The 21,189-nt window shown below is 45.7% G+C and carries 18 protein-coding genes; 11 read left to right on the top strand and 7 right to left on the bottom strand.

Annotated features, from left to right (window positions below; genetic code table 11):
* Positions 1–287 precede the first annotated feature (287 nt).
* Entirely contained in the window at positions 288–2,486 is a 2,199-nt protein-coding gene (gene glgX / locus QUB77_RS09760) for a glycogen debranching protein GlgX (protein WP_333171798.1), read from the bottom strand.
* 231 nt (positions 2,487–2,717) lie between these two features.
* The gene (gene treZ / locus QUB77_RS09755) at positions 2,718–4,541 is read right to left on the bottom strand and encodes a malto-oligosyltrehalose trehalohydrolase (protein ID WP_333171796.1); all 1,824 of its coding nucleotides are present in this window, start codon (positions 4,539–4,541) and stop codon (positions 2,718–2,720) included.
* Positions 4,542–4,935: 394 nt separating this feature from the next.
* Here treZ and QUB77_RS09750 point away from each other — a divergent pair, with 394 nt between their 5' ends.
* The 9 genes from QUB77_RS09750 (at position 4,936) to hpsP (ending at position 13,528) form a co-directional block, all read left to right on the top strand.
* A complete protein-coding gene (locus QUB77_RS09750; RefSeq protein WP_333171794.1) occupies positions 4,936–5,160 on the top strand; it encodes a hypothetical protein in 225 nt (74 codons plus the stop codon).
* 230 nt (positions 5,161–5,390) lie between these two features.
* Positions 5,391–5,933 (top strand): 16S rRNA (guanine(966)-N(2))-methyltransferase RsmD, encoded by a 543-nt coding sequence (gene rsmD, locus QUB77_RS09745; protein ID WP_333171792.1) that lies wholly within the window; start codon positions 5,391–5,393, stop codon positions 5,931–5,933.
* A gap of 256 nt (positions 5,934–6,189) precedes the next feature.
* Positions 6,190–7,650: a phosphoglucosamine mutase gene (gene glmM, locus QUB77_RS09740; RefSeq protein ID WP_333172116.1), complete on the top strand. Its 1,461-nt coding sequence runs from the start codon at positions 6,190–6,192 to the stop codon at positions 7,648–7,650.
* Between the two features lie 190 nt (positions 7,651–7,840).
* A complete protein-coding gene (locus QUB77_RS09735; protein ID WP_333171790.1) occupies positions 7,841–9,508 on the top strand; it encodes a glycosyltransferase family 39 protein in 1,668 nt (555 codons plus the stop codon).
* An 18-nt stretch (positions 9,509–9,526) separates the two neighbouring features.
* A complete protein-coding gene (gene hpsN, locus QUB77_RS09730; RefSeq protein ID WP_333171788.1) occupies positions 9,527–10,501 on the top strand; it encodes a hormogonium polysaccharide biosynthesis glycosyltransferase HpsN in 975 nt (324 codons plus the stop codon).
* Between the two features lie 27 nt (positions 10,502–10,528).
* A complete protein-coding gene (gene hpsO, locus QUB77_RS09725) occupies positions 10,529–11,698 on the top strand; it encodes a hormogonium polysaccharide biosynthesis glycosyltransferase HpsO (protein WP_333171786.1) in 1,170 nt (389 codons plus the stop codon).
* Between the two features lie 44 nt (positions 11,699–11,742).
* A complete protein-coding gene (locus QUB77_RS09720) occupies positions 11,743–12,090 on the top strand; it encodes a hypothetical protein (protein ID WP_333171784.1) in 348 nt (115 codons plus the stop codon).
* Positions 12,087–12,266: a hypothetical protein gene (locus tag QUB77_RS09715; protein ID WP_332977946.1), complete on the top strand. Its 180-nt coding sequence runs from the start codon at positions 12,087–12,089 to the stop codon at positions 12,264–12,266. Before QUB77_RS09720 ends, QUB77_RS09715 begins: the two co-directional genes overlap by 4 nt.
* Positions 12,267–12,313: 47 nt before the next feature.
* Positions 12,314–13,528, top strand: coding sequence for a hormogonium polysaccharide biosynthesis glycosyltransferase HpsP (gene hpsP / locus QUB77_RS09710; protein WP_333171782.1), 1,215 nt, complete (start codon positions 12,314–12,316; stop codon positions 13,526–13,528).
* Positions 13,529–13,624: 96 nt separating this feature from the next.
* On the opposite strand, the gene QUB77_RS09705 is transcribed toward hpsP, so the two are convergent.
* The 3 genes from QUB77_RS09705 to QUB77_RS09695 form a co-directional block, all read right to left on the bottom strand.
* Positions 13,625–14,185, bottom strand: a complete 561-nt coding sequence (locus QUB77_RS09705) for a TerD family protein (protein WP_333171780.1) — start codon at positions 14,183–14,185, stop codon at positions 13,625–13,627.
* A 233-nt stretch (positions 14,186–14,418) separates the two neighbouring features.
* A complete protein-coding gene (locus QUB77_RS09700) occupies positions 14,419–14,844 on the bottom strand; it encodes a DUF4359 domain-containing protein (RefSeq protein WP_333069643.1) in 426 nt (141 codons plus the stop codon).
* A 225-nt stretch (positions 14,845–15,069) separates the two neighbouring features.
* Positions 15,070–16,035 (bottom strand): M48 family metallopeptidase, encoded by a 966-nt coding sequence (locus QUB77_RS09695; protein WP_333171777.1) that lies wholly within the window; start codon positions 16,033–16,035, stop codon positions 15,070–15,072.
* A gap of 266 nt (positions 16,036–16,301) precedes the next feature.
* On the opposite strand from QUB77_RS09695, the gene QUB77_RS09690 reads away from it, so the two are divergent.
* Positions 16,302–16,853 carry an acireductone dioxygenase gene (locus QUB77_RS09690; protein ID WP_333171775.1) on the top strand — a complete coding sequence of 184 codons (552 nt, stop codon included), beginning with the start codon at positions 16,302–16,304 and terminating at the stop codon, positions 16,851–16,853.
* Positions 16,854–16,915: 62 nt separating this feature from the next.
* Here QUB77_RS09690 and QUB77_RS09685 read toward each other — a convergent pair whose 3' ends face one another.
* Positions 16,916–18,535 carry an NAD(P)/FAD-dependent oxidoreductase gene (locus tag QUB77_RS09685; protein WP_333171773.1) on the bottom strand — a complete coding sequence of 540 codons (1,620 nt, stop codon included), beginning with the start codon at positions 18,533–18,535 and terminating at the stop codon, positions 16,916–16,918.
* A 199-nt stretch (positions 18,536–18,734) separates the two neighbouring features.
* On the opposite strand from QUB77_RS09685, the gene QUB77_RS09680 reads away from it, so the two are divergent.
* The gene (locus QUB77_RS09680) at positions 18,735–19,340 is read left to right on the top strand and encodes a chorismate lyase (protein WP_333171771.1); all 606 of its coding nucleotides are present in this window, start codon (positions 18,735–18,737) and stop codon (positions 19,338–19,340) included.
* Positions 19,341–19,528: 188 nt separating this feature from the next.
* On the opposite strand, the gene QUB77_RS09675 is transcribed toward QUB77_RS09680, so the two are convergent.
* Positions 19,529–20,827 (bottom strand): cytochrome P450, encoded by a 1,299-nt coding sequence (locus tag QUB77_RS09675; protein WP_333171769.1) that lies wholly within the window; start codon positions 20,825–20,827, stop codon positions 19,529–19,531.
* Between the last annotated feature and the right edge of the window lie 362 nt (positions 20,828–21,189).

Genomic DNA, 21,189 nt, shown 5'->3' with positions numbered 1-21,189 from the left:
GGTCAATTGCTCGTTACTTTCGCTCTGCCTGGTAATGCAGGTGCGGAGGCTCTGCCTCTCTTTACCCCTGGGCTTCGGGAAACAGAGGAGTGTGGCAAATGTATAAATTATTAAATTTTCCTTCCTTAATAACTTAAGCACTTCCTACAGTCCTCTCTTCTGTAAGTTGCGAGATAAAAGGAGGCAGAGCCTCCAGATATATGTTACCAGGCAGAGCGAAAGTAACAAGCAAAAATCCCGATGCTAGCGGATTTGATATCAGCTATTACGGTGAGTGCTTGCCAATCTTATTTGAGACACTTTACAATTACCACCGATCGCGCCGTCACCGGAACAGCTTTCCCCTTGGTATAAATTCGCCCTTGAGATTCAACAAATTTCGGTTCAGCAGTGTCAAGCACAGCAATCCACTGCAAACTTTGAAAGCGAGGGGGAATCATAAAATTGATCGTCTCCCAGTAAGCGTTAAAAAACAACAGAAAACTATCATCAACAATCCGTTCGCCGCGAACATTGGGCGTGGCAATTTCTTTACCATTGAGGAAAATGCCGATCGCCTTAGCATATCCCACTTGCCACTGTTCGTCAGTCATTTCCTTGCCATCGGGGTTAAACCAAGCAATATCGCTAACTTCAGAACCGTGAATGGCGCGCCCTTGGAACCACTTACGCCGGCGAAACACCGGATGTTCGCGCCGCAAGCGGGTTAACTCGCGGGTAAATTCGAGTAGATCGGCGTTTTTGAACTGCAATCCCCAATCCACCCAAGAGATTTCATTATCCTGACAGTAAGCATTATTATTGCCCCCTTGAGTGCGCCCCATTTCGTCTCCAGCAACGATCATGGGGATACCTTGAGACAGCAGTAACGAAGTTAATAAATTCCGCTTTTGTCGTTCTCGCAACGCCTGCACTTGAGAATCGTCGGTTTCCCCGTCCCCAGCACGGGGGTCTGGCGCGGGTGGAAATTCTCCTTCTTCTAGCGGTTCCATCTGTTGGAATTCCACCATCGTACAGTTCCACGATCGATTGTAGTTTTCCCCGTCGCGACTGTCTTCGCCGTTAGCTTCGTTGTGTTTCTCGTTGTATGTGACCAGATCGTGCAGGGTAAACCCGTCGTGGGCGGTGATAAAGTTGATGCTGGCATGGGGTCGCCGTCCGTTAGTTTCGTACAAATCGGAACTTCCGGTAAAGCAGTAGGCAAACTGAGAGAGGGTTTCGTCGGTTCCCCGCCAAAAGTCGCGCATGGTATCGCGGTAGCGAGCGTTCCACTCAGACCACAGCAAGGGAAATTTTCCGACTTGATAGCCGCCTTCGCCAACGTCCCAGGGTTCAGCGATTAACTTCACATCGCACAAAACCGGGTCTTGGTGGATGATGTCGAAAAAGGCGGCAAAAGTATCAACCCGATCGGTTTCGCGTGCTAAAACCGTCGCCAAATCGAAGCGGAACCCATCGACGTGCATTTCCAACACCCAATACCGCAAGCTGTCCATAATCAGCTTCAACACTTGGGGATGGCAGATGTTGAGGGAGTTGCCACAACCGCTAAAATCCATGTAATAGCGGCGATTGTCTTCCACTAGGCGGTAGTAAACGGCGTTGTCGATGCCGCGAAACGAGACGGTCGGGCCCATGTGGTTGCCCTCTCCGGTGTGGTTGTAGACCACATCGATAATCACCTCAATGCCAGCAGCGTGAAGGGCTTTGACCATTTCCTTAAATTCATTCACCTGTTCGCCGGTGTCGCCGCTGGCGCTGTAGCGCGAGTAAGGTGCGAAATAGTTAATCGAGTCGTAACCCCAGTAGTTACGCAGTCCCTTGGCTTCTAGAAAGCCCGGACAGCCGATGAATTGGTGGACGGGGAGGAGTTCGACAGCGGTAATTCCCAAGGATTTGAGATGGTCGATGGCGGCGGGATGGGCGAGTCCGGCGTAGGTTCCCCGCAAGGGTTCGGGAATGTCGGGATGCAGTTGGGTAAAGCCTTTAACGTGTATCTCGTAGATGATGGTTTTGTGCCAAGAAAGTTGTGGCTGAGTGTCGCCTTCCCAGTCGAAGGATTCATCGATGACGACGGCTTTGGGGATTAAATGAGAATCGTCTAATGCGCTGTAGGATAAGTCTTCGGCTTCGTCGTCCCAGTCATAGCCGAAGAGTTCCCGTCCGTGATCCACAGATCCGGCGAGTGCTTTGGCGTAGGGATCGATCAGGAGTTTGGCGGGGTTGAAGCGATGTCCCGCAGCGGGATCGTAAGGCCCGTGGACGCGAAAGCCGTATTGCTGACCGGGTTTGATGCCGGGAATGTAGCAGTGCCAAATGAAGTTGTAGACTTCCGTCAGCGGCACTCGGGTTTCCCACCCTTTTTCGTCGAACAAGCACAATTCGACTGCTTTCGCGTTTTCGGAAAATAGGGCAAAATTGGTGCCTTTACCATCCCATGTTGAACCCAAGGGATAGGGTTTACCGGGCCAAACTTTTAATTCCATAGAACCTTAAGTTGTAATTTTATTGATTGAACAATCATTAGACTTGTAGTAAAAAGCCTGTCATATCTTGGACGATCGATTACCATAACAAAAACCCTTCGTAGTGGGGACGACCGTCCGTCCAAAAGCGGACGGTCGTCCCCACGCGCGATCCTTGCTTATGGCGATCGATCGGACATGATATCAATGCTCGGCAAGATTCCTGGTGTTTACAGACTTTTTAGGATAAAACTATTCAACTTGATACAGAATAAAGCTTTGATGCCGAAGGCTGACTTCGGCTTGCCCTGTAAGTTTTTCGGGCAAAGTCGAACCGTCCCCCAACCACTGAGGATCGGATGAGTCTAAGACTTTTTGCCAGTTTCCTTCTGGCAGCACAAGTTTAGTTTTTTGTGTGGTATCGCTGAAATTGAAGATTGCTAAGACTTGACTGTCGTCAACGCTTCTGATCAGGGTAATGATTTTTTCACCGTCAAAACTGTTGATATCAATGCTTTGGCGATCGCGACACTTTAAGGCAGGAATTTCTTGGCGAAGTTTAATCAGAGTTCGATACAAATCTAACAACACTTTATGCTTGCCTTCGCGCCGTTTTTCCCAATTAAGTTTAGATTGCAAAAATGTTGTCTTGTCTTGTACGTCCGGCGGTTCTCCTGTGTGGTGAAATTCTTTGAACTCGGCTTTTCTTCCCTGGCGAACCGACTCGACTAAATCTGGATCGCCGTGGCTGACAAAATACAGAAATGGCGCTTCTTCGCCGTACTCTTCCCCCATAAATAATAAAGGAATGTAAGGAGAAAGCAATACCATACCTGCCGCCAATTTGAGTGCTTCAAACGACACCAAATGTGAAAGCCGCTCGCCTAACATTCTGTTGCCCACTTGGTCGTGATTTTGGCAACAAACGACGAATTGAGCCGGGTCAAAATTTCCCGCCGGACTGCCGTGGTAGCGCTGCCGAAATTCCGAATACTCTCCTGCATAAGCAAATCCTTCTTGCAAGACTTTCACTAAGGTTCTGAACTCGCGAAAATCTTGATAATAACCTCGGTCTTCCTTGGTAATCAGGCTGTGCAAACAGTGGTGAAAATCATCGCACCATTGGGCATTGATATCGTAGCCGCCTTTGCTGGGAGGATGGATAATCCGAACGTCGTTTAGGTCGCTTTCAGCAATTAAATAAAACGATCGACCTTGCTGTTGGGACAATTCTCCGGTTTTTTCGGCTAACTCGGCTAAAAAGTGCTTGGCGGAGAAGTCGTAAATCGCGTGAATGGCATCCAACCTCAGCGCATCAATGTGACAATCCCGAAACCAGTAGAGGGCATTTTCGATAAAGAAATTGCGAACGCCATCGCTGCCCGCATCATCAAAGTTGATGGCGTTTCCCCAAGGGGTACGATATTTATCGGTAAAGTAGGGGGCAAAATTCGAGGTATAGTTGCCTTCCGGGCCTAGGTGATTATAGACGACATCTAGGACAACGGCAAAGCCTTTTTGGTGGCAAGCATCGACTAGGGTTTTCAAGCCGTTAATGCCACCGTAGGAGGATTGAACGGCAAAGGGATATACGCCATCGTAACCCCAATTGCGATCGCCCGGAAACTGCGCCACGGGCATAATTTCGATCGCGTTAACTCCCAATTCTTTCAAGTCATCGAGACGGCCAATCATTGCCTCGAATGTTCCTTCTTCGGTAAACGTGCCTACGTGTACCTCGTACATAATATAGTCGGGCAGAGCAATCCCTTGCCAATCGGCATCGTTCCAAACAAATGCGCTTTGATCGACTACTTCTGAGGGGTTGTGAACGCCTTGGGGTTGACTGTAAGATGCCGGATCTGGTCGCGTTGTCTTTCCATCTAGTTGATAGGTATAAAGCGTACCGGGAGATACTCCTTGGGCTGTGACTTTCCAATATCCTCTCCCTTTTTTTTCCATGGAGATTAGTTGTGGTTTTGGTGCTGTGATTTGGACTGCTACATCTTGTAGCAAGGGGGCCCATACCGTAAATTCACAGCGATTATTTCCTAGATACGTTGCGCCAATTCTCATATTTATTGATTGATTCCATGTAACATCATATTTTTGATCCAACTTAACGATTCTATTTTTTTCATCAACTACTCGATCGTTTTTTGGATGCCAGCCGCAGGCGTTATCCTCGAAGTATGTTCTCAGATCGGGATCGTCTATCCCAATTTGCTTCGATTTTTCAGACCTTCCCTGCTGGCTTGACAGAAGTATAACAGTAAGCTGGCTGTTTGCCAAGCGATAGTCGATATTATCCCCTGTCTCAAGAGAGCGTTATCACTTCAAGAAACCCTAGATTAGAGCGAGTTTCAGCAAATTTGAGATGGGTAGTTAGCTTTTTTCCAGCCCTAGTTTTATTTTTTAGCTGGATACACCATGACTTTAGCGACACGAGCATCCGCCAAATGTATGATATTTGGCAGACAAAACGGCGATCGTCTTCTATAATTACCGACGGTCAGGGAGCATCAAGCCAGCTTTTATATCGTTTCCGATAGCATCGGAATTATATATTTTAATCATTGATAGTGCTGTAATATCTCGCGATCAACTTCGCGAGATATTACAGCACGCTCATAATTCCGATGCTACGGGATTTGATATTATAGGGCATCCCCGCTGGCGATCGATCGCAGACTAGGCTTCGCGCGGACGATCGCGACTATTGTACAGCTCGCGATCGAGACGATCGCACTCTTAATGCTTTCCTGAGAGGCTCCCCAATTTATACAGATATTTTTGGCCCGTGCGAACTCGCGAAAGCACTCAAAGAAAAAATACTTTTTGCAAAGCCGGAGATGCAGCCTTGCATTCAAACTTGGTTTGGCGAATCAAATTAAGTATAAAATACTGTGACAAATTGGGTGTTAAATGAGCTTGAGAATCTGTGGCAACCGTCAAATCAAAACTCTGCCTGGACTGGCAACTCGTCCTACGCCTTCGCGAGTCAGAGAAGCTTTATTTAATATTTGGCAAGGGACTATCGCAGATTGCAGATGGCTTGATATTTGTACCGGCAGCGGTTCGATGGGTGCAGAAGCTTTGTGTCGGCAAGCGGCGAGTGTCACCGGTATCGAACAGTCGGCGAAAGCTTGTGCGATTATCCGCGAAAACTGGGAGCAAGTAGCAGACTCGTCCCAAACATTTCAAATATTGCGGGGAAACGCGACGGCGAAATTGGCGGTGCTAGCGGGGCAGCAGTTCGATCGCATTTACTTCGATCCGCCCTACGCCAGCGACTTGTACGAACCTGTGTTAAACACGATCGCCAGCCAAGAAATGCTAGCACTCCTCGGCGAAATGGCCGTCGAACACAGCCCGGAGCGATCGGTACCACCGATTTCCGGTCTAGAAATTTGCCGCCAGAAAATATACGGCAATACAGCATTAACTTTCTACACACGCAGTGCCTGACAGGCTCAAACAGCAGCAGCGTCACGCCTGGAGGCTGAAAGAAACCGGGTTTCATGGCGTTGGCGCGCCCGGTACTAAAAGTTTTTCCCTTGGGTACAATACAAATTTTTCCGATGAAGTTAAGCTTTGTGCGTAGGTTGTCAGAGCAAGTTGCTTCAGCAATTGACGAAATAAATGGAGTTTAGGCTGAAAATAAAGACTTTCAGTTGTAACATGAACCCAAAGTGTGAGTGTGAATATTCCTAAAGGAGTGAATATGGTTCAGACACCTTCGCGCCCTCGTGGCAGCGAGTTTCCGGCTGCTAACTCGGTACAGCCAGTCAAACGCGATACGATTCTGGTGGGAGATAGCCTCCCCCTGCCAAATACCAAACTCTTCGGCACAGACGGCATTCGCGGGAAAGTTGGAGAATTGCTGAATGCACCCCTAGCCCTGCAAGTGGGCTTCTGGGCTGGACAAGTTCTACGCCAAAATTCCCCCAACCAGGGGCCTGTGATTTTGGGGCAAGACAGCAGGAATTCCAGCGATATGCTGGCAATGGCACTGTCAGCGGGTTTGACGGCCGCCGGTTTAGAAGTGTGGAATTTGGGCTTGTGTCCCACTCCCTGCGTTGCTTATCTGGCAAGCGTTTCGGAGTCGGTCGGCGGAGTGATGATTTCGGCTTCTCACAATCCCCCAGAAGACAACGGCATTAAGTTTTTCGGCTCAAACGGCTCGAAGCTGTCGCAGCAGTTACAGGAACAAATCGAAGCGGGAATCCGGGGGGCAAAGGTTCCAATTGCTAGTTTGGGTTGGGGACACCACTACCATCGAGCTGAGTTGGTTAAAGATTATGCCACTTCGCTCTGTGATTCGCTGCAACAGATGAATTTGGAGGGAATGCGGATTGTTTTGGATTTGGCTTGGGGGGCGGCCGCGGGTTTGGGGCCGGCGGTGTTCGCGCAAATGGGGGCGGATGTGATCTGTTTGCACGACTCTCCTGATGGATCTCGCATTAATGTTAACTGCGGTTCTACTCATCTCGACAGTTTGCAAGCGGCTGTTTTGGAACACAATGCCGATTTGGGATTTGCTTTTGACGGCGATGCCGATCGAGTTTTGGGTGTTGACAACCAAGGTCGAACGATTGACGGCGATTACATTCTTTATCTGTGGGGTCGGCAGTTGCGCGACTCCGAACAGTTACCATCCAATTTAATTATTTCTACTGTAATGGCTAATCTGGGCTTTGAGCGAGCTTGGGAAGAATTGGGCGGCAAACTAACTAGAACCAACGTCGGAGATCAGTACGTTCACGCTGAAATGCAGCGCACTGGTGCGATGTTGGGCGGCGAACAGTCTGGACACATTCTTTGTCCGCATTATGGTGTCAGCGGCGACGGTTTGCTGACAGCTTTGCATTTGGCTTCGCTGGTGCGCCAGTCCGGGCAATCTTTGGCACAATTGGTAAGTGGCAGTTTCCAAACTTATCCACAGTTGTTGCGAAATATTCGGGTGGAGGATCGCGAAAAACGCCTGAAATGGCAGGAGTGCGAGGCAATGCAAAAGGCGATCGAACGTGCTACAACAGCAATGGGAGAACAGGGACGGGTTTTGGTTCGCGCTTCGGGCACTGAACCGCTAATTCGAGTTATGGTGGAAGCTGCCAGCGCCGAATTGGCTAATTTCTGGACTGAAAATTTAGTTTTAGCCGTTCAGCAACACATAGCTATCTGATGGAAAGGGGGAATTAATCAGAAGGAAGAAGGAAGAAGGAAGAAGGAAGAAGGAAGAAGGAAGAAGGAAGAAGGAAGAAGCCTCTAGATAAATATAGGGGCTAGTGAAACCAATTTCTCATTCTTTATTCCCTCTTGCTTATTCCCTCTGTCCTAAACCCTTCTTTCTTCATTTCCCCATTTCTGATTGTATGAACACCAAATCAATTCAAAATGGGCGGCTGCATCGAAATTCGTTAAAATTTTTAATTGTCGTCATATTAATAACGGGCATATGGTTTCGCTTTACTAATCTGGAGCGCAAAGTTTACTCGTTCGACGAATCTATAACCTCGCTGCGAATTTCTGGCTACACTTGGACGGAAATGGTGCAGCAAGATTTTCAAGGCAACACAATTAGCGTCGCAGATTTGCAGCGGAAATACCAGCAGATAAATCCCGAAAAAACTTGGTGGGATACTGTTAAAGGTTTAGCTACAGAAGAACCTCAACTGTCGCCGCTGTATTTTATTTTAGTCAAGTTTTGGGTGCAGTTGTTCGGCCCGCAAGTGGCGACTGTCAGAAGTCTTTCCGCTTTGATTATTTTGTTAGTTTTTCCCAGCATTTATTGGCTGTGCTGGGAATTATTTCGCTCTGCGTCTGTGGGATGGATGGCTGTTACAATTGTTGCTGTTTCACCCTTTCACGTCTTGTACGCGCAAGAGGCAAGACCCTACATGATGTTTGCAGTCCTGGTTTTGCTGTCGAATGCAATTCTGCTGCGGGCGTTAGCGAAGCCCGCCCCTACGGGGGCTACGCCAACGAAGAGGATCGTTCTACAAAATTCTCCCACCACATCTAAATTGAGCAAGGCTGTTTGGTCTATTTATGCGATCGCCCTTACTTTCGGACTCTATTCTAGTTTATTATTTTTTTTAGTAGTATTCGCCCACGGCATCTATGTAATTATCACAGAAAATTGTCGTTTTAGCAAAACATTAATTGCTTATTTACTAGCTTCAGTGGCAGCAATAATGATTTTTGCTCCTTGGATTGGGATATTACTTTATAACTCGGAAAAAATTGACGCAACAGTAGGTTTTCCCCGCTTTTCCCTGCCTTTGATGTCTTCACTTCAACCTTTAATTCTCCTGAACTGCCGAATGTTTATTGACACCCATTGGGCGGGCGGAATTATCAAATTGGGTGCAAGCGGTCTGGCTACAGATTTAATCAGACTGATTGTAGTGGCCGTATTACTGTTAGCGATCGCATATTCACTATACTCGCTCTGCTGCTTAACTGCCAAAGGAGTTTGGCTGTTTGTCTTGACAGCGATCGGAATTACAGCGATAGTATTGATAGTAGTACGAGGCGTTGCCGATCGCTATATGGTTCCCTATATTTTAGCAATCCAGATAGCTGTTGCCTATCTATTCACTACTAAAATTGCAGCCGCCACCAATCCCCGCCAACAAAAACTGTGGCAGCTTGGTTTAATAGCGCTAATATCGAGTGGAATAGTTTCTTGTGTCGTCAGCTCACAGTCGCAACTTTGGTGGAACAAGTATCCTTCTAGCACTAAATATAATCCGCAAGTAGCGGCGATGGTCAATCAAGCGAAAAAACCTTTAGTAATCACTCAGGGAGGCAACAACATCACAGGAAAAATACTGTCTGTCAGCTATCTACTGAAGCCGCAAGTACAGCTTGTGCTGGCAGTTAAACCTGAACAAGTCAAAATTCCTGATGGTTTTAGCGATGTATTTCTCTACCGACCTACAGAAGCATTGCAATTTGAACTAGAAAAAGTGCAAAAATATAACATTACACCAATTGACAAACCCGACGATGGCTGGCTTTGGCGTGTAGAGAAATAAGCAAAGTGGCAACTGCAAATGATGATTTCTGTTGTGATACCTACCTACAACCGCGAGCAACCTCTGCGAGAGACATTGGCTGATGCGATTAGGCAAAATTACCCTAATTTTGAAGTGCTGGTAATCGATCAAACTCGCACCCACGAATCGGAAACTCAAGTTTATTTAGATGAATTGGCAAATGCTGGCAAAATTCGCTGGTTTAGAGTAGATTGGGCGAGTTTGCCTGGTGCTCGAAATTATGCAGTGCGCCGCGCAGTTGGAGAGATTATTTTATTTATTGATGATGATGTACAATTGCCAGAAGGTTTTTTGGCGGCTCACGCTGGCAATTATTTAGAAAAACCCGATGTGGGATGTGTGGCGGGCAGGGTTTTGGACAGAATGAAACTGGATAATTCTGGAGGCGATTTGGCGATTGAATATTTGCCAAGAGAAGCGATGGATGCGGGCATTGCCTGGTATTTTATCGATTTGGTGCATACAGTCAAACCGCAGCAGGTGCTCTCGGCTAGAGGCTGCAATATGTCATTTCGCAGGCAGGTTTTTGCCGAATGCGGGCTGAGGTTTGATGAGCGGTTTGCAGGGAGTGCGGTGCGGGAGGAGTCGGATTTTTGTTTGAGATTGCGATCGACTGGCATGAAAATTTGGTACGATCCTAATGCGTGTTTAGTTCACTTGGGGGAAGAGAGCGGCGGGTGTCACGATGTCAGCACGCGATCGATCGAATATCAAATCACATTTTATCACAATCACTTTCTAATGGGATTGAAAAATTTAACAGCCTTTCAATGCCTGCGATTTTTTGCCAAACTCTTTGACTGCCACGTTTTGGGAAATCCGCCTTGTTATAAAAGCCACTCGCCCATTAAAATTATAACTAGATTTGCTTTTTATATCTTGGGTTTTCTCAGTGCTATAAATACAGTAATTCAATCTCTGTGGAATGATGGACAAAATTACACCCATCAAGACAATATTAACGCTCAATAATTCCCTATTCCTTCCCCCTTCCCCTAAATGAGAATTCTCGTTGCCAGTCACACCTATATTGTGGACATTAACCGGGAAAAATTCAAGATATTAGCAAACCTAGAACCCGATATTGAAGTAACAGTTGTAGTGCCGCAGCGTTGGAAACCTGGAGGCGTACAAAATAAAATTATAGAAACGCAATTTTATCAAAAGGGTTCTTTTAAAGTCATCCCGGTCTCCAACTTTAGTCAAAATAATCAAGGATTGCTAAGCTTTGGTTTTGATTTAATTAAAGTTTTACAAAACTTTAGACCCCAGATAATCCAAGTTGAACAAGGTTCAAAGTCCCTAGCTTGCGCTCAATTAGTTTTATTAAATAAACTGCTCAAATTAAGAGCAAAAAATATAGTTTTTACGTGGTGGAATCTGCCTTATAAATTGAATTTGCCTGTTTCATTATTAGAAAATTACAATCTTCAGCACACGGACGGAATTATTGCAGGCAACCTAGATGGATCTAAAATTTTGCGGCAGCGGGGCTATCAAGGTGCGGTAAAAGTAATGCCACAACTCGGAGTAGATGAAACTTTGTTTCGCCGCACTGGTAAAGACGCTGATTTTTCCGGCAGGTACGGCATTGCACCGACCGATTTTGTGGTAGGATTTGTAGGGAGGTTTGTCGAAGAAAAAGGACTGTTAACTTTAGCTGAGGCCTTGGCAGGCTTGAAAAAAATCCCTTGGAAGTGGCTGCTAGTAGGACAAGGAAAATTGCGGACGTACCTCGCCGGAAAATGTATTGAATGGGGAATTAGCGATCGAATAATCTGGGTAGAAAGCGTTTCCCACGAAGAAATCCCCCCCTACATTAACTTAATGAACTGTTTGGTATTACCCTCGCAAACCAGCTATAAATTCAAAACTTTGACCAGTGTGGGCTGGAAAGAACAATTCGGTCACGTTTTAATTGAAGCGATGGCCTGTCAAATTCCGGTTATCGGTTCCGACTGCGGGGAAATTCCCCACGTCATCGGCGATGCGGGGTTAATATTCCCGGAGGGAAATGCAGGGGTTTTGCGCGAGTGTTTGCAGCAATTGATGGAGCGGCGGGAGTTGGCTGCTGATTTGGGCGATCGGGGTTATCATAGAGCGATGAGCAATTATACTAATAAAGCTTTAGCTGAGCAGTTATTGGAATTCTACAAAGAATTGTTGTAACTTTTAGCTATAATGCAAGTGTTAAATAAAAAAAACTGTGGTAAATGTCTATTCCTCCCGACATACGCTCTTTGGTTAGCGAACTCTATCAGGTACTAGACGATACTGAGCGCCAAGCAACGCTGGGACTTTTTGCGCTTAGAAGAGCAATGTCTCTTTTTCCCCAGAATGAAATACTGATGCAATACTTTTCTTCAATCACTAATTTTCAATTCAACGTAGCAGGTACTCGCTTACAAGCAGAACACATTGTGGGCAATGTATTGATGGCTGGTGTGCCCCATGAAGATGTTCAAAAAGCAGGAGATTATTTAGCAGCCTTGCTAAAGATGGCTCCTGAATCGAGAATTATGATTGACAAAGTAGTTGAGAGATTAGAAGCATTGCCATGAAACAATTACCAGATGAAAGCCTACTCCTAGAAATCCTTGAAATTGTGAAAGCTGCGGAAGCAAAAGCCAGTGAAATGTATGAATTTTCCAAAACAATGGCTCACAATACCCAAATTACAGCAACAAAAAGAGAGGAAGCTGAACAGCTAGACGGGCAACCTTTTGCAGATAATTAAATTTGTAATGGGATGTGTTGGTATGTTGATTTAAATAACTATCCCCGATGCGGATTCTCCAAATTATCCCTTCAATTTCCCTTGTCTACGGTGGGCCAAGTCAAATGGTACTCGGACTTTCTGCGGCTCTTGGTTTCCAAGGTATTGATGTCACCATTATCACCACAGATTCTAACGGAGATATCGGTCAACCTTCCTTAGATGTTCCTCTAAATCAACCAATACAACAAAACGGTTATCAAATTATTTATTTCCGCTGTTCTCCCTGGCGTAGATATAAATTTTCTCTGGGTTTATTGGAGTGGTTGAATGCAAATGCGCGGCAATTTGACCTGGCTCACATTCACGCTCTTTTCTCACCGGTAACTACCCTCGCTGCTACAATTGCTAGATATCACAAGTTGCCATATATTATGCGTCCATGCGGTATGCTTGACCCCGCCGATTTGCAGAAAAAAAAGCGCTTGAAACAGATTTATGCCACGCTTTTAGAACGCCCTAATTTAGCAGGGGCCGCCGCAATTCATTTCACAAGTAAAGAAGAAGCTAAAATCTCAGAAAGATTTGGTTTGAACTGCACAGGCAAGATGCCTGTGCCACGGGATTGGGACTTTACAGGCAAGATGCCTGTGCCACGGGATTTGGTGATTCCATTGGGGGTGACAGGAGGTTTGTTTCCTAAGAGATTGCGGGAATCTCAAGTGCCAATCATCTTATTTATGTCGCGAATTGAACCTAAAAAAGGGCTTGATTTGCTAATTCCAGCATTAGAAAGTATTTTGGCATCGGGCATAGAGTTTCACTTTATTTTAGCTGGTTCCAATCCCCAAGATGCTGATTATGAAACACAAATTAAAAGTCAAATACACAATTCAAGCTTAGCAAAATATACAACAATAACTGGTTTTGTGAGCGGTGATTTAAAAGTTGAACTGTTGACAAAAGCCGACTTATTTGTATTGCCTTCTTATTACGAAAACTTTGGCATTGCTGTAGCAGAAGCGATGGCCGCCGGTGTACCTGTCGCCATTTCCGATCGCATACATATTGCGGAAGACATACAGCAAGCAGAAGCTGGTTGGGTGGGGGCTTTGGAAGTAGGGGCGATCGCCAATTCAATCAAATCAGCACTTCTGAATCCCGAAGAGCGCCAACGGCGGGGATTGAACGGCAAAGAGTATGCCAAAAAGCATTATAACTGGGATGCGATCGCCCGACAAACCATCGATGCTTACCAGGAGATTTTGTCGTCTACTAACTAATGCCACAGCGGTTTACCTCCTGTTTCTTCGCCTGCTGCGAGTTATTGTGCCACTGCTATCAGAATTTGCAGGCGAGATTTTTTCAACGCTGCTACTTTAGCTGCAATACTTGTCAACAAAACTCTGCAATCCTGCCTGATATCCTGCTCCTACCGCTTGAAATCTCCACTCTCCATTCTTTCTATACAAGCGACCAAATTCTACAGCAGTCTCTCGCGAAAAATTCTCTTTTAATTCATAACCAACAAGTTCGTTTTCTGTATCCAAATTGTAAATCTTGATAAAAGCATTTTTGATATTGCTAAAATTTGCATTAATTTTATCGGCTTCGTGAATAGTAACAACAAAATTTATTTCCTCAATTTCAGGATTAACTCTTGTTAAGATAACGCCGTAAATCGTTTTATTCTCTTGACTTCGGTTGTTTTTATCCCGAATCACTTGCAGTACCGAACTGTCACCGGATTGCAGATTATTGTAAAATATCAAATATTTATCGTTAGGTATTTTGCCGTCAGCACCTAGCATAAAGGCAGAGACATCAATCTCGTAGCTTTGTCCTGCCTCTGTCACCTGCCAGCCGAGGGCGATCGCCATTTTTTTTAAACCGGGCGCTTCTTTAGAGATATTAAATCTCTCACCCTTACTTAACTGCATTGCCATCTGCTTATTTGTTAAACATCAAACTTTATAGCGTTCATGTTAATATTAAGTCGGACAATAACTTTTCTTTTTTAATAAAACTTAATATTTTGTCTCTAATAGCGGGTTTCATTAAAAATATGTGCTACCGCTCTCCGAATTTATTGAGATTTACTGAGATAGAATTACGCAAGCAAAAACCGGGCTTTCTACAAAACCCGGTTTCAACAATTGAACTTAATTTGAGTCTAATTTTGAGCATTTTCAGAACTAGGTGGCAGCGTCACAAAATTACCAAAAGCTCCAACCGTTTGATAGCTTTTTTTACCTAATTCAGTTGTGTAAATACTGACCACACCTAAATTTTGACGCTGCGTTGTATTGTCGAGCAAGCTTTCAATCGTGTCACGCTGCGAAGTCAGCAAATTCTTGCAACTGCCGATCAAAGTATCTGTAATGCCGCTCAAAGCTTTCGGCACGCGAGAATCTTTGCACACAGTGCTTTCCAACTCGGTTTGGAGTACGCCGGAAGCATAAGTTAGGTATTTGTCTCTCCCAGGATTTGTAAATGCCATGCCGGCGGCTAGAAGAGTCAGAGCGATCGCGACTTTTCCCACGTTACCGAAAAAATTAGAAGTTGGCTTGTTAGTATTCATTGCGTTATCAATATTCATTTTTTTTAGCCCCGTTGATTTATAAGCTTCTCTTGATTTAAACTACACCTCTTCAGAAACTGATTTCCGAAAGGAGGGGACAGTTTTTAGATTGGAGGCCCGTTGCGAGTAAGTCTCTCACTGGTTTACCTTCCTTTTACGTTTCCCCCTCCCTCACATCCGGTAAATCTTCAACAAAACATTTAGCTGGTTCCCAGGCACAGCCTGGAAACGAGGAATTTAAACTTAGTTTCGCTTTGATTTTTGCCGATCGATCTCCCGCTGCAACTCTTCAATTTGACGGCGCAAAGCCTCCGTCTCGCTGTTAGGCGTTTGCGACTTCACATCAACCGCACCCTCAGCTACAGCCCGCTTGTAATTTCCCAGCTTAATTTGGCGGTATTCCTCGGAACTTGCCCAGTCTCGCAAATACCTCAGCCGTTCCACCGGGAAAGGGTGACTCAGCATCACGCCTTGGCCGCCATTGTAAAGTAAAAATTTATACACTTGGTTGAGATTGTCTCGATCGAGCTCTTGATAGTTGTCAGACTGCCGGATAAATTCTTGCAAACTGCATTGGTCAGCATATTTACTACTAACTCCCGCAAGTTTCATCATCGTCTTCATCACACTGTTCAACTCATCCGTCACCAACAAAGCCGCCCGATCCGCAGACAATTCAGCCTTGCGCCGCCACTCGTAAAAAGCGAAAATTAAACCGCTACCGACCATATTTCCCAAACCGAAAGTCATCTCGCCAATTGTCGATGCGACGCTCATCGCCCACATCGCCATTTGATTTAAAGTTGGATGGCCGCATTTAATGTGTCCCAACTCGTGAGCCAAGACTACCCGCAGTTCCGCCTCGTCCAACAAGTCTAAAAGACCAGTGTTTAATATTACATAAGGCTGGTTTTTTCCCAGGGCATAGCTGTTAACTGAGGGATTCTGAGAAACAAACAAACCCGGTTCTGGAAAAATATCTAAAGCCTGCACGCACTCCCGAAATATATGATAAATGCTGGCATATTGGCGTGGCCCGACTTGAATGCTATTTCCCATTAGGTAAACGAATTGCGGTCGTTCGTAGACAAATTCTACAAATTTGCTGGCAATTAAGTCAAATCCAGGCACGCTGCGTAACGCTTCCTCAGCTTGGCGATCGAGGGGATGCTGAAATGCTTCGCTAGAAATTCCAGTATAAGTAGGCATGGTTGTTGCAAAAATTACAGTTAAGATATCAGTATTGCCAATCGCTGCGGGTGCTAGCTGGTGGCTGACTTATTAATCTTATCGCGACAAATCTGGAACTATTGTAGAACAGGCATCTTGCCTGTTCAAATCATTAAACTATTGTGGAACAGGCACCTTGCCTGTTCAAATTAGCGTTAAAATTGTGATTCTGGTACAGGTGCGATCGACAAACATCTTTCACAGTGCCTGTGTATCGCCTCACCCAAAAATTGGAACGTGCAAAAATGGCTATCCTGCGACTCGAAAACGGTACAACCTACACTCAACAAAGCGACATTACCCGAGAACTCGCTTCCTTAAACATTCAACTCAACCGCTGGCCCGTGGGTGACAGCGCTGAAATTCAAAATTTGTTAGCTAAAGATGCTCTTGACGACAATCAAAAAGAGCAAGTGCTGCAAGCCCTCGACGGCTACTTTCAACAGTTGTTGGAAAGTGCAGGCTATCAGGATCGCGACTTAATTGTACTGCACCCAGACATTCCCAACCTCGACACCATGCTGTCCAAATTCAACAAGTGCCACATCCACGCCGATGATGAAGTCCGCTATATCGTAGCAGGCGAGGGCATTTTCGGCTTCGTGCGGCCCGACGGCAGCCAAGTCGAACTCACAGTGCAGCCGGAAGAATTTATCAACGTGCCGGCGAATACAGAACACTGGTTTTATTTGACAGCAGCCCGGAAAGTTAAAGCTGTGCGCTATTTTACCACGCAAGAAGGCTGGACGCCTGAGTATACCGATACGGAAATTCGATCGCGTTTAGCTGCTGTTTGAACAGTTGACAGTTGACGGTTAACGGCAATCTTCAAATCATCTAAAAACCCTCAAATCCCGCATCAAATTTTGTGGTTTGAAGATTGCAAAATACTCAAAGCAACCGCCTCCGCCACTTTAATCCCATCAATCCCCGCCGACAGAATTCCACCCGCATATCCTGCACCTTCCCCAGCAGGATAAAGACCTTCTGTATTCAAACTTTGATAATCTTCCCTGCGTTTAATCCGAATCGGTGAAGAAGTGCGCGTTTCCACCCCAGTTAAAACCGCATCATCCATCGCAAATCCTTTAATCTGTTTGTCAAAAGCCGGAAGTGCTTCGCGGATAGCTGCGATCGCATAATCTGGCAAACTTTCGCTCAAATCAGTCATCACAACTCCCGGCGTATAAGACGGCTGCACGCTGCCTAGCGCCGTGGAAGGGCGATTCGCCAAAAAATCACCCACAAGCTGCCCAGGGGCGTTATAAGTGCCACCACCTAACTCAAATGCCCGTTCTTCTAAGCGACGCTGAAACTCAATTCCGGCTAAGGGATGACCCGGATAATCTTCCGGCGTGATACCCACCACAATCCCGCTGTTAGCATTGCGTTCATTGCGAGAATATTGACTCATCCCATTAGTAACAAGTCGCCCCGGTTCTGACGCCGCCGCCACTACCAAACCACCGGGACACATACAGAAACTATATACAGAACGATTGTTTTGGCAATGGTGAACCAGTTTGTAATCGGCGGCACCCAAAAGCTTATGGCCGGCCCGATCGCCAAAACGACAGCGATCGATAATAGTTTGGGGATGTTCCACCCGAAAACCAATAGAAAATGGTTTTGCTTCGATGTAAACCCCGCGCGAAAACAACATTTCAAAAGTATCGCGGGCGCTGTGTCCCACTGCCAGAACTATATAATTACTAGCAATATATTCTCCGCTGGCGAGGGTAAGTCCCTGCACTTTTCCATTTTCGATGTGGATATCTTCTACACGACTTTGAAACCTAATTTCTCCGCCTAATGATTCTATTTGGGCGCGTAGGCTTTGGACAATTCCCACCAATTTGAACGTGCCAATATGCGGTTTATTAATATATAAAATTTCCGGTGAAGCTCCTGCATTCACAAGTTCCATCAACACCTTCCGTCCATAATGCTGAGGATCTTTAACTTGGCTGTAGAGCTTGCCATCGGAAAAAGTACCCGCACCACCTTCGCCAAACTGAGCGTTAGATTCTGGGTTGAATTCTGCTTTTTTCTTCCAAAATCCAAAGGTGTCAACTGTGCGATCGCGCACAGCTTTTCCGCGTTCTAAAAGGATAGGGCGAAACCCCATTTGTGCCAGCATCAGACCCGCAAACATACCGCACGGCCCTGTACCAATCACAATGGGGCGAATCGTCAAATTGCTGGGGGCTTTGGCTACATAGCGATAACTCGTGTCTGGTGTTACCATCACATGAGGATCTTTTTTGAAGCGTTGGAGAAGTTGCTTTTCCTGTGTCGTCTCTACATCGACAATATAGACAAGGAGGATTTCTGCTTTTTTACGAGCATCATAGCTGCGCTTGAAGATGGAATAGCCGAGCAATTCTTCGGGGGGAATTTGCAGCTTTTTGATAATGGCACTGGCGATCGCATCTTCAGGATGATCGAGGGGGAGTTTTATTTCGGTTATTCTTAACATATAGTGGAAGGAAGAAGGAAGAAGGAAGAAGGAAGAAGGAAGAAGGAAGAAGGAAGAATAAAAATCCCGAACAGAAGTATTATAACTATTTAACCGGACATCCTATGGGCGATCGTCCTCGGTCGATCAATTTTTAATTTTTGAGTGGATAATTGAAGAAGCGTTATAATAAACAAAAAATTAAGTTTTGTAAAGACCCTTGACTGCAACATTTACACCCAAAAACAGCCGCACCTGGCACGCTCTCAACCCCCTGTGGCAAGGAGCCGAAGACGCAGTACAGAAGGGTTTACCCCACACCAAGCTCGCACCGGCATGGCAAATACTGCTCCTGGGCGACGGTTCCCCCACCCGTCACCTGCAACTGCTGACAGGGGAGCCCACAGAAGTTGATGTCATCGATATGTCTTTAGTGGGTGAAGACGCAGACGGCGCGCCCCAGCAAATTGTCGCCGTTCCGGGGCCGCGCCTGCGCCGACAAGTGTGGCTGCGGACTGCTTCGGGACAGCGTTTAGCCTATGCGACTTCTTGGTGGGAAGCAAGCCACGTAGACGAATATTTACAAAATAAATCTTTGCCAATTTGGGCTAGTTTAGCGAGACTGCGGACAGAATTGTATCGCGATGTGCAGGGCATTTATTGCGGTAATTCGGCTGCTTTGGAATCAGCGTTTGAAGAGTCGGGGCCTTTTTGGGGACGACACTATTTGTTTTGGCATCACGGAAAGCCATTGACTCTGATTTATGAGGTTTTTTCTCCTTATTTAACTAAGTATTTGGGGGCGATGCAATTGGATGTTGATTGAGGCTGAGATCTTGCACCATTATCAATCAGGCTTTCAGGGCTGGCTCGCGTGCCCAACCCCTACTCCCCACAATAAAATTCATCTCTTGTGGAACAGGCATCTTGTGGCTTTCAGGGCGGGCTCGCGTGCCCAAGCCCTACTCCCCCAATAAAATTCATCTCTTGTCGAACAGGCGGGAAAGCCCGTTCTTAAGAATAGTTTCGCCGAAATTTTACTCGCAAACCGTCGCGGGGATGGGGAGTCGGTACTCGGATTAAATTCAAATCTTGATCCGGTAAAAGTTCCCATTCAAACTCCCGAACAATCTTTGCCGCAAACAACTTCATCTCTAACCGGGCAAATTCTTTGCCCAAACATTCCCGCAAACCTCCACCAAATGGCACGTAACTGAACGGTTTAGCCGATCGCTCGGAGTTAAATCGATCGGGATCGAAGCGATCTGGTTCAGGATAAAGTTGACTATCCTGATGGGTTTGATTAATCTGAGAAAGCACAGTCCAGCCCTTGGGAATTTCATAGCCGCCGAACTCACAAGCATTAATGACTGTCCGAAAAATACCTCCCACTGGTGGAACTAAACGCAGCACTTCTTGCAGCACCTGTTCTAAATAGGTCATTTGTTTGAGTTGTTCCAATGTTAGGGGTTCCGTAGCGGCGAACTGCTGCTGTTCGGTGCGGACTTTTGCCATCACATCGGGATGTTGAGCTAGGAGAAGGCAAAAAGAGGCGATCGCCGAAGTTAAAGTTTCGTGTCCCGCAAACAGCAGCAACAGCACTTGATCTTTTAACTCATCCAAACTCAAACTATTTCCCTCGTCATCGCGAGCAGAAATCAGCAAACTCAAAGCATCATTGCCGCTAGGGGTTCCTTGTTGGCGATCGCGAATAATCTTTTCAAGTTCGGCCAACAGTAACTTTCTGCTAGTTTTCGCTTTGCCAAACTTAGTCCAAGGCACATCTAAAGGAATCGAAAATAAACCGTTAGACCAAGTTTCAAAGTTATGTCCTAGCGCCGTTTCCGAACCCTTTTCAATCCCTACTAACAACTTACCGGCCACATCAAAAGTATAATTTCTCAGTTCAGGATACCAAGTCATGGTTTCCATTTTGACCCATTTTTCCAAATAGCGCTGAGTTATATTTTCCATCGCGCCGATGTAGCCTGCCAAAGATCGTGGCTGAAACGCTTGGTAAAGCAACTTGCGCCGATTTTGGTGGTTAGCACCCGTTTGCAGCGCCAAGGAAAGTGGCCCTAAAAGCGCTTTCGTACTCGGAGGAAAACTCACAACAAAATATTTGTTGTCATTGCTTAGAACAAACAAACTAGCCTCTTTGCCACGCATAAACACGGTAGGCTGTCCGAAAAGGCTGGTTTTGAAAAGGGGCCCGTACTGCTGGTGGCGTTTTTTGGCAAATTGGGAATCTCGCAAAAACTTGAGGCTATCGCCAATTAGGGGTAAACCGAAACTGCCGGGAGGTAATGCCATTTTAGATTTTAGATTTTAGATTTTAGATTTTTAATATCATATCAATTTTAGTTGGAGGGTGGGCAATACGCACCAGACAAATTTCTGGTCAAATAACTTTTCTCTGTTTGTAGCCTGTAGGGTGAGTCTTGAGATTTTAGATTTGAGATTTGAGATTTGAGATTTGAGATTTTAGATTTGAGATTTGAGATTTGAGATTTGAGATTTGAGATTTTTAATATCATATCCATTTGAGTTGTCTCGTGCATATTGTCAACCCGACAAATTTCTGGTCAAATAACTTTTTTCTGTTGGTAGGCTATAGGGTGCGTCAGTCTTAAGGTTAGTACAAAAAAAACGGGTTTTCCAACTGACGAACCTTA

This window comes from Microcoleus sp. AT9b-C3 (assembly GCF_036705485.1).
Taxonomy (GTDB): Bacteria; Cyanobacteriota; Cyanobacteriia; order Cyanobacteriales; family Microcoleaceae; genus Microcoleus.
This window is presented reverse-complemented; position numbering and strand designations above follow the sequence as displayed.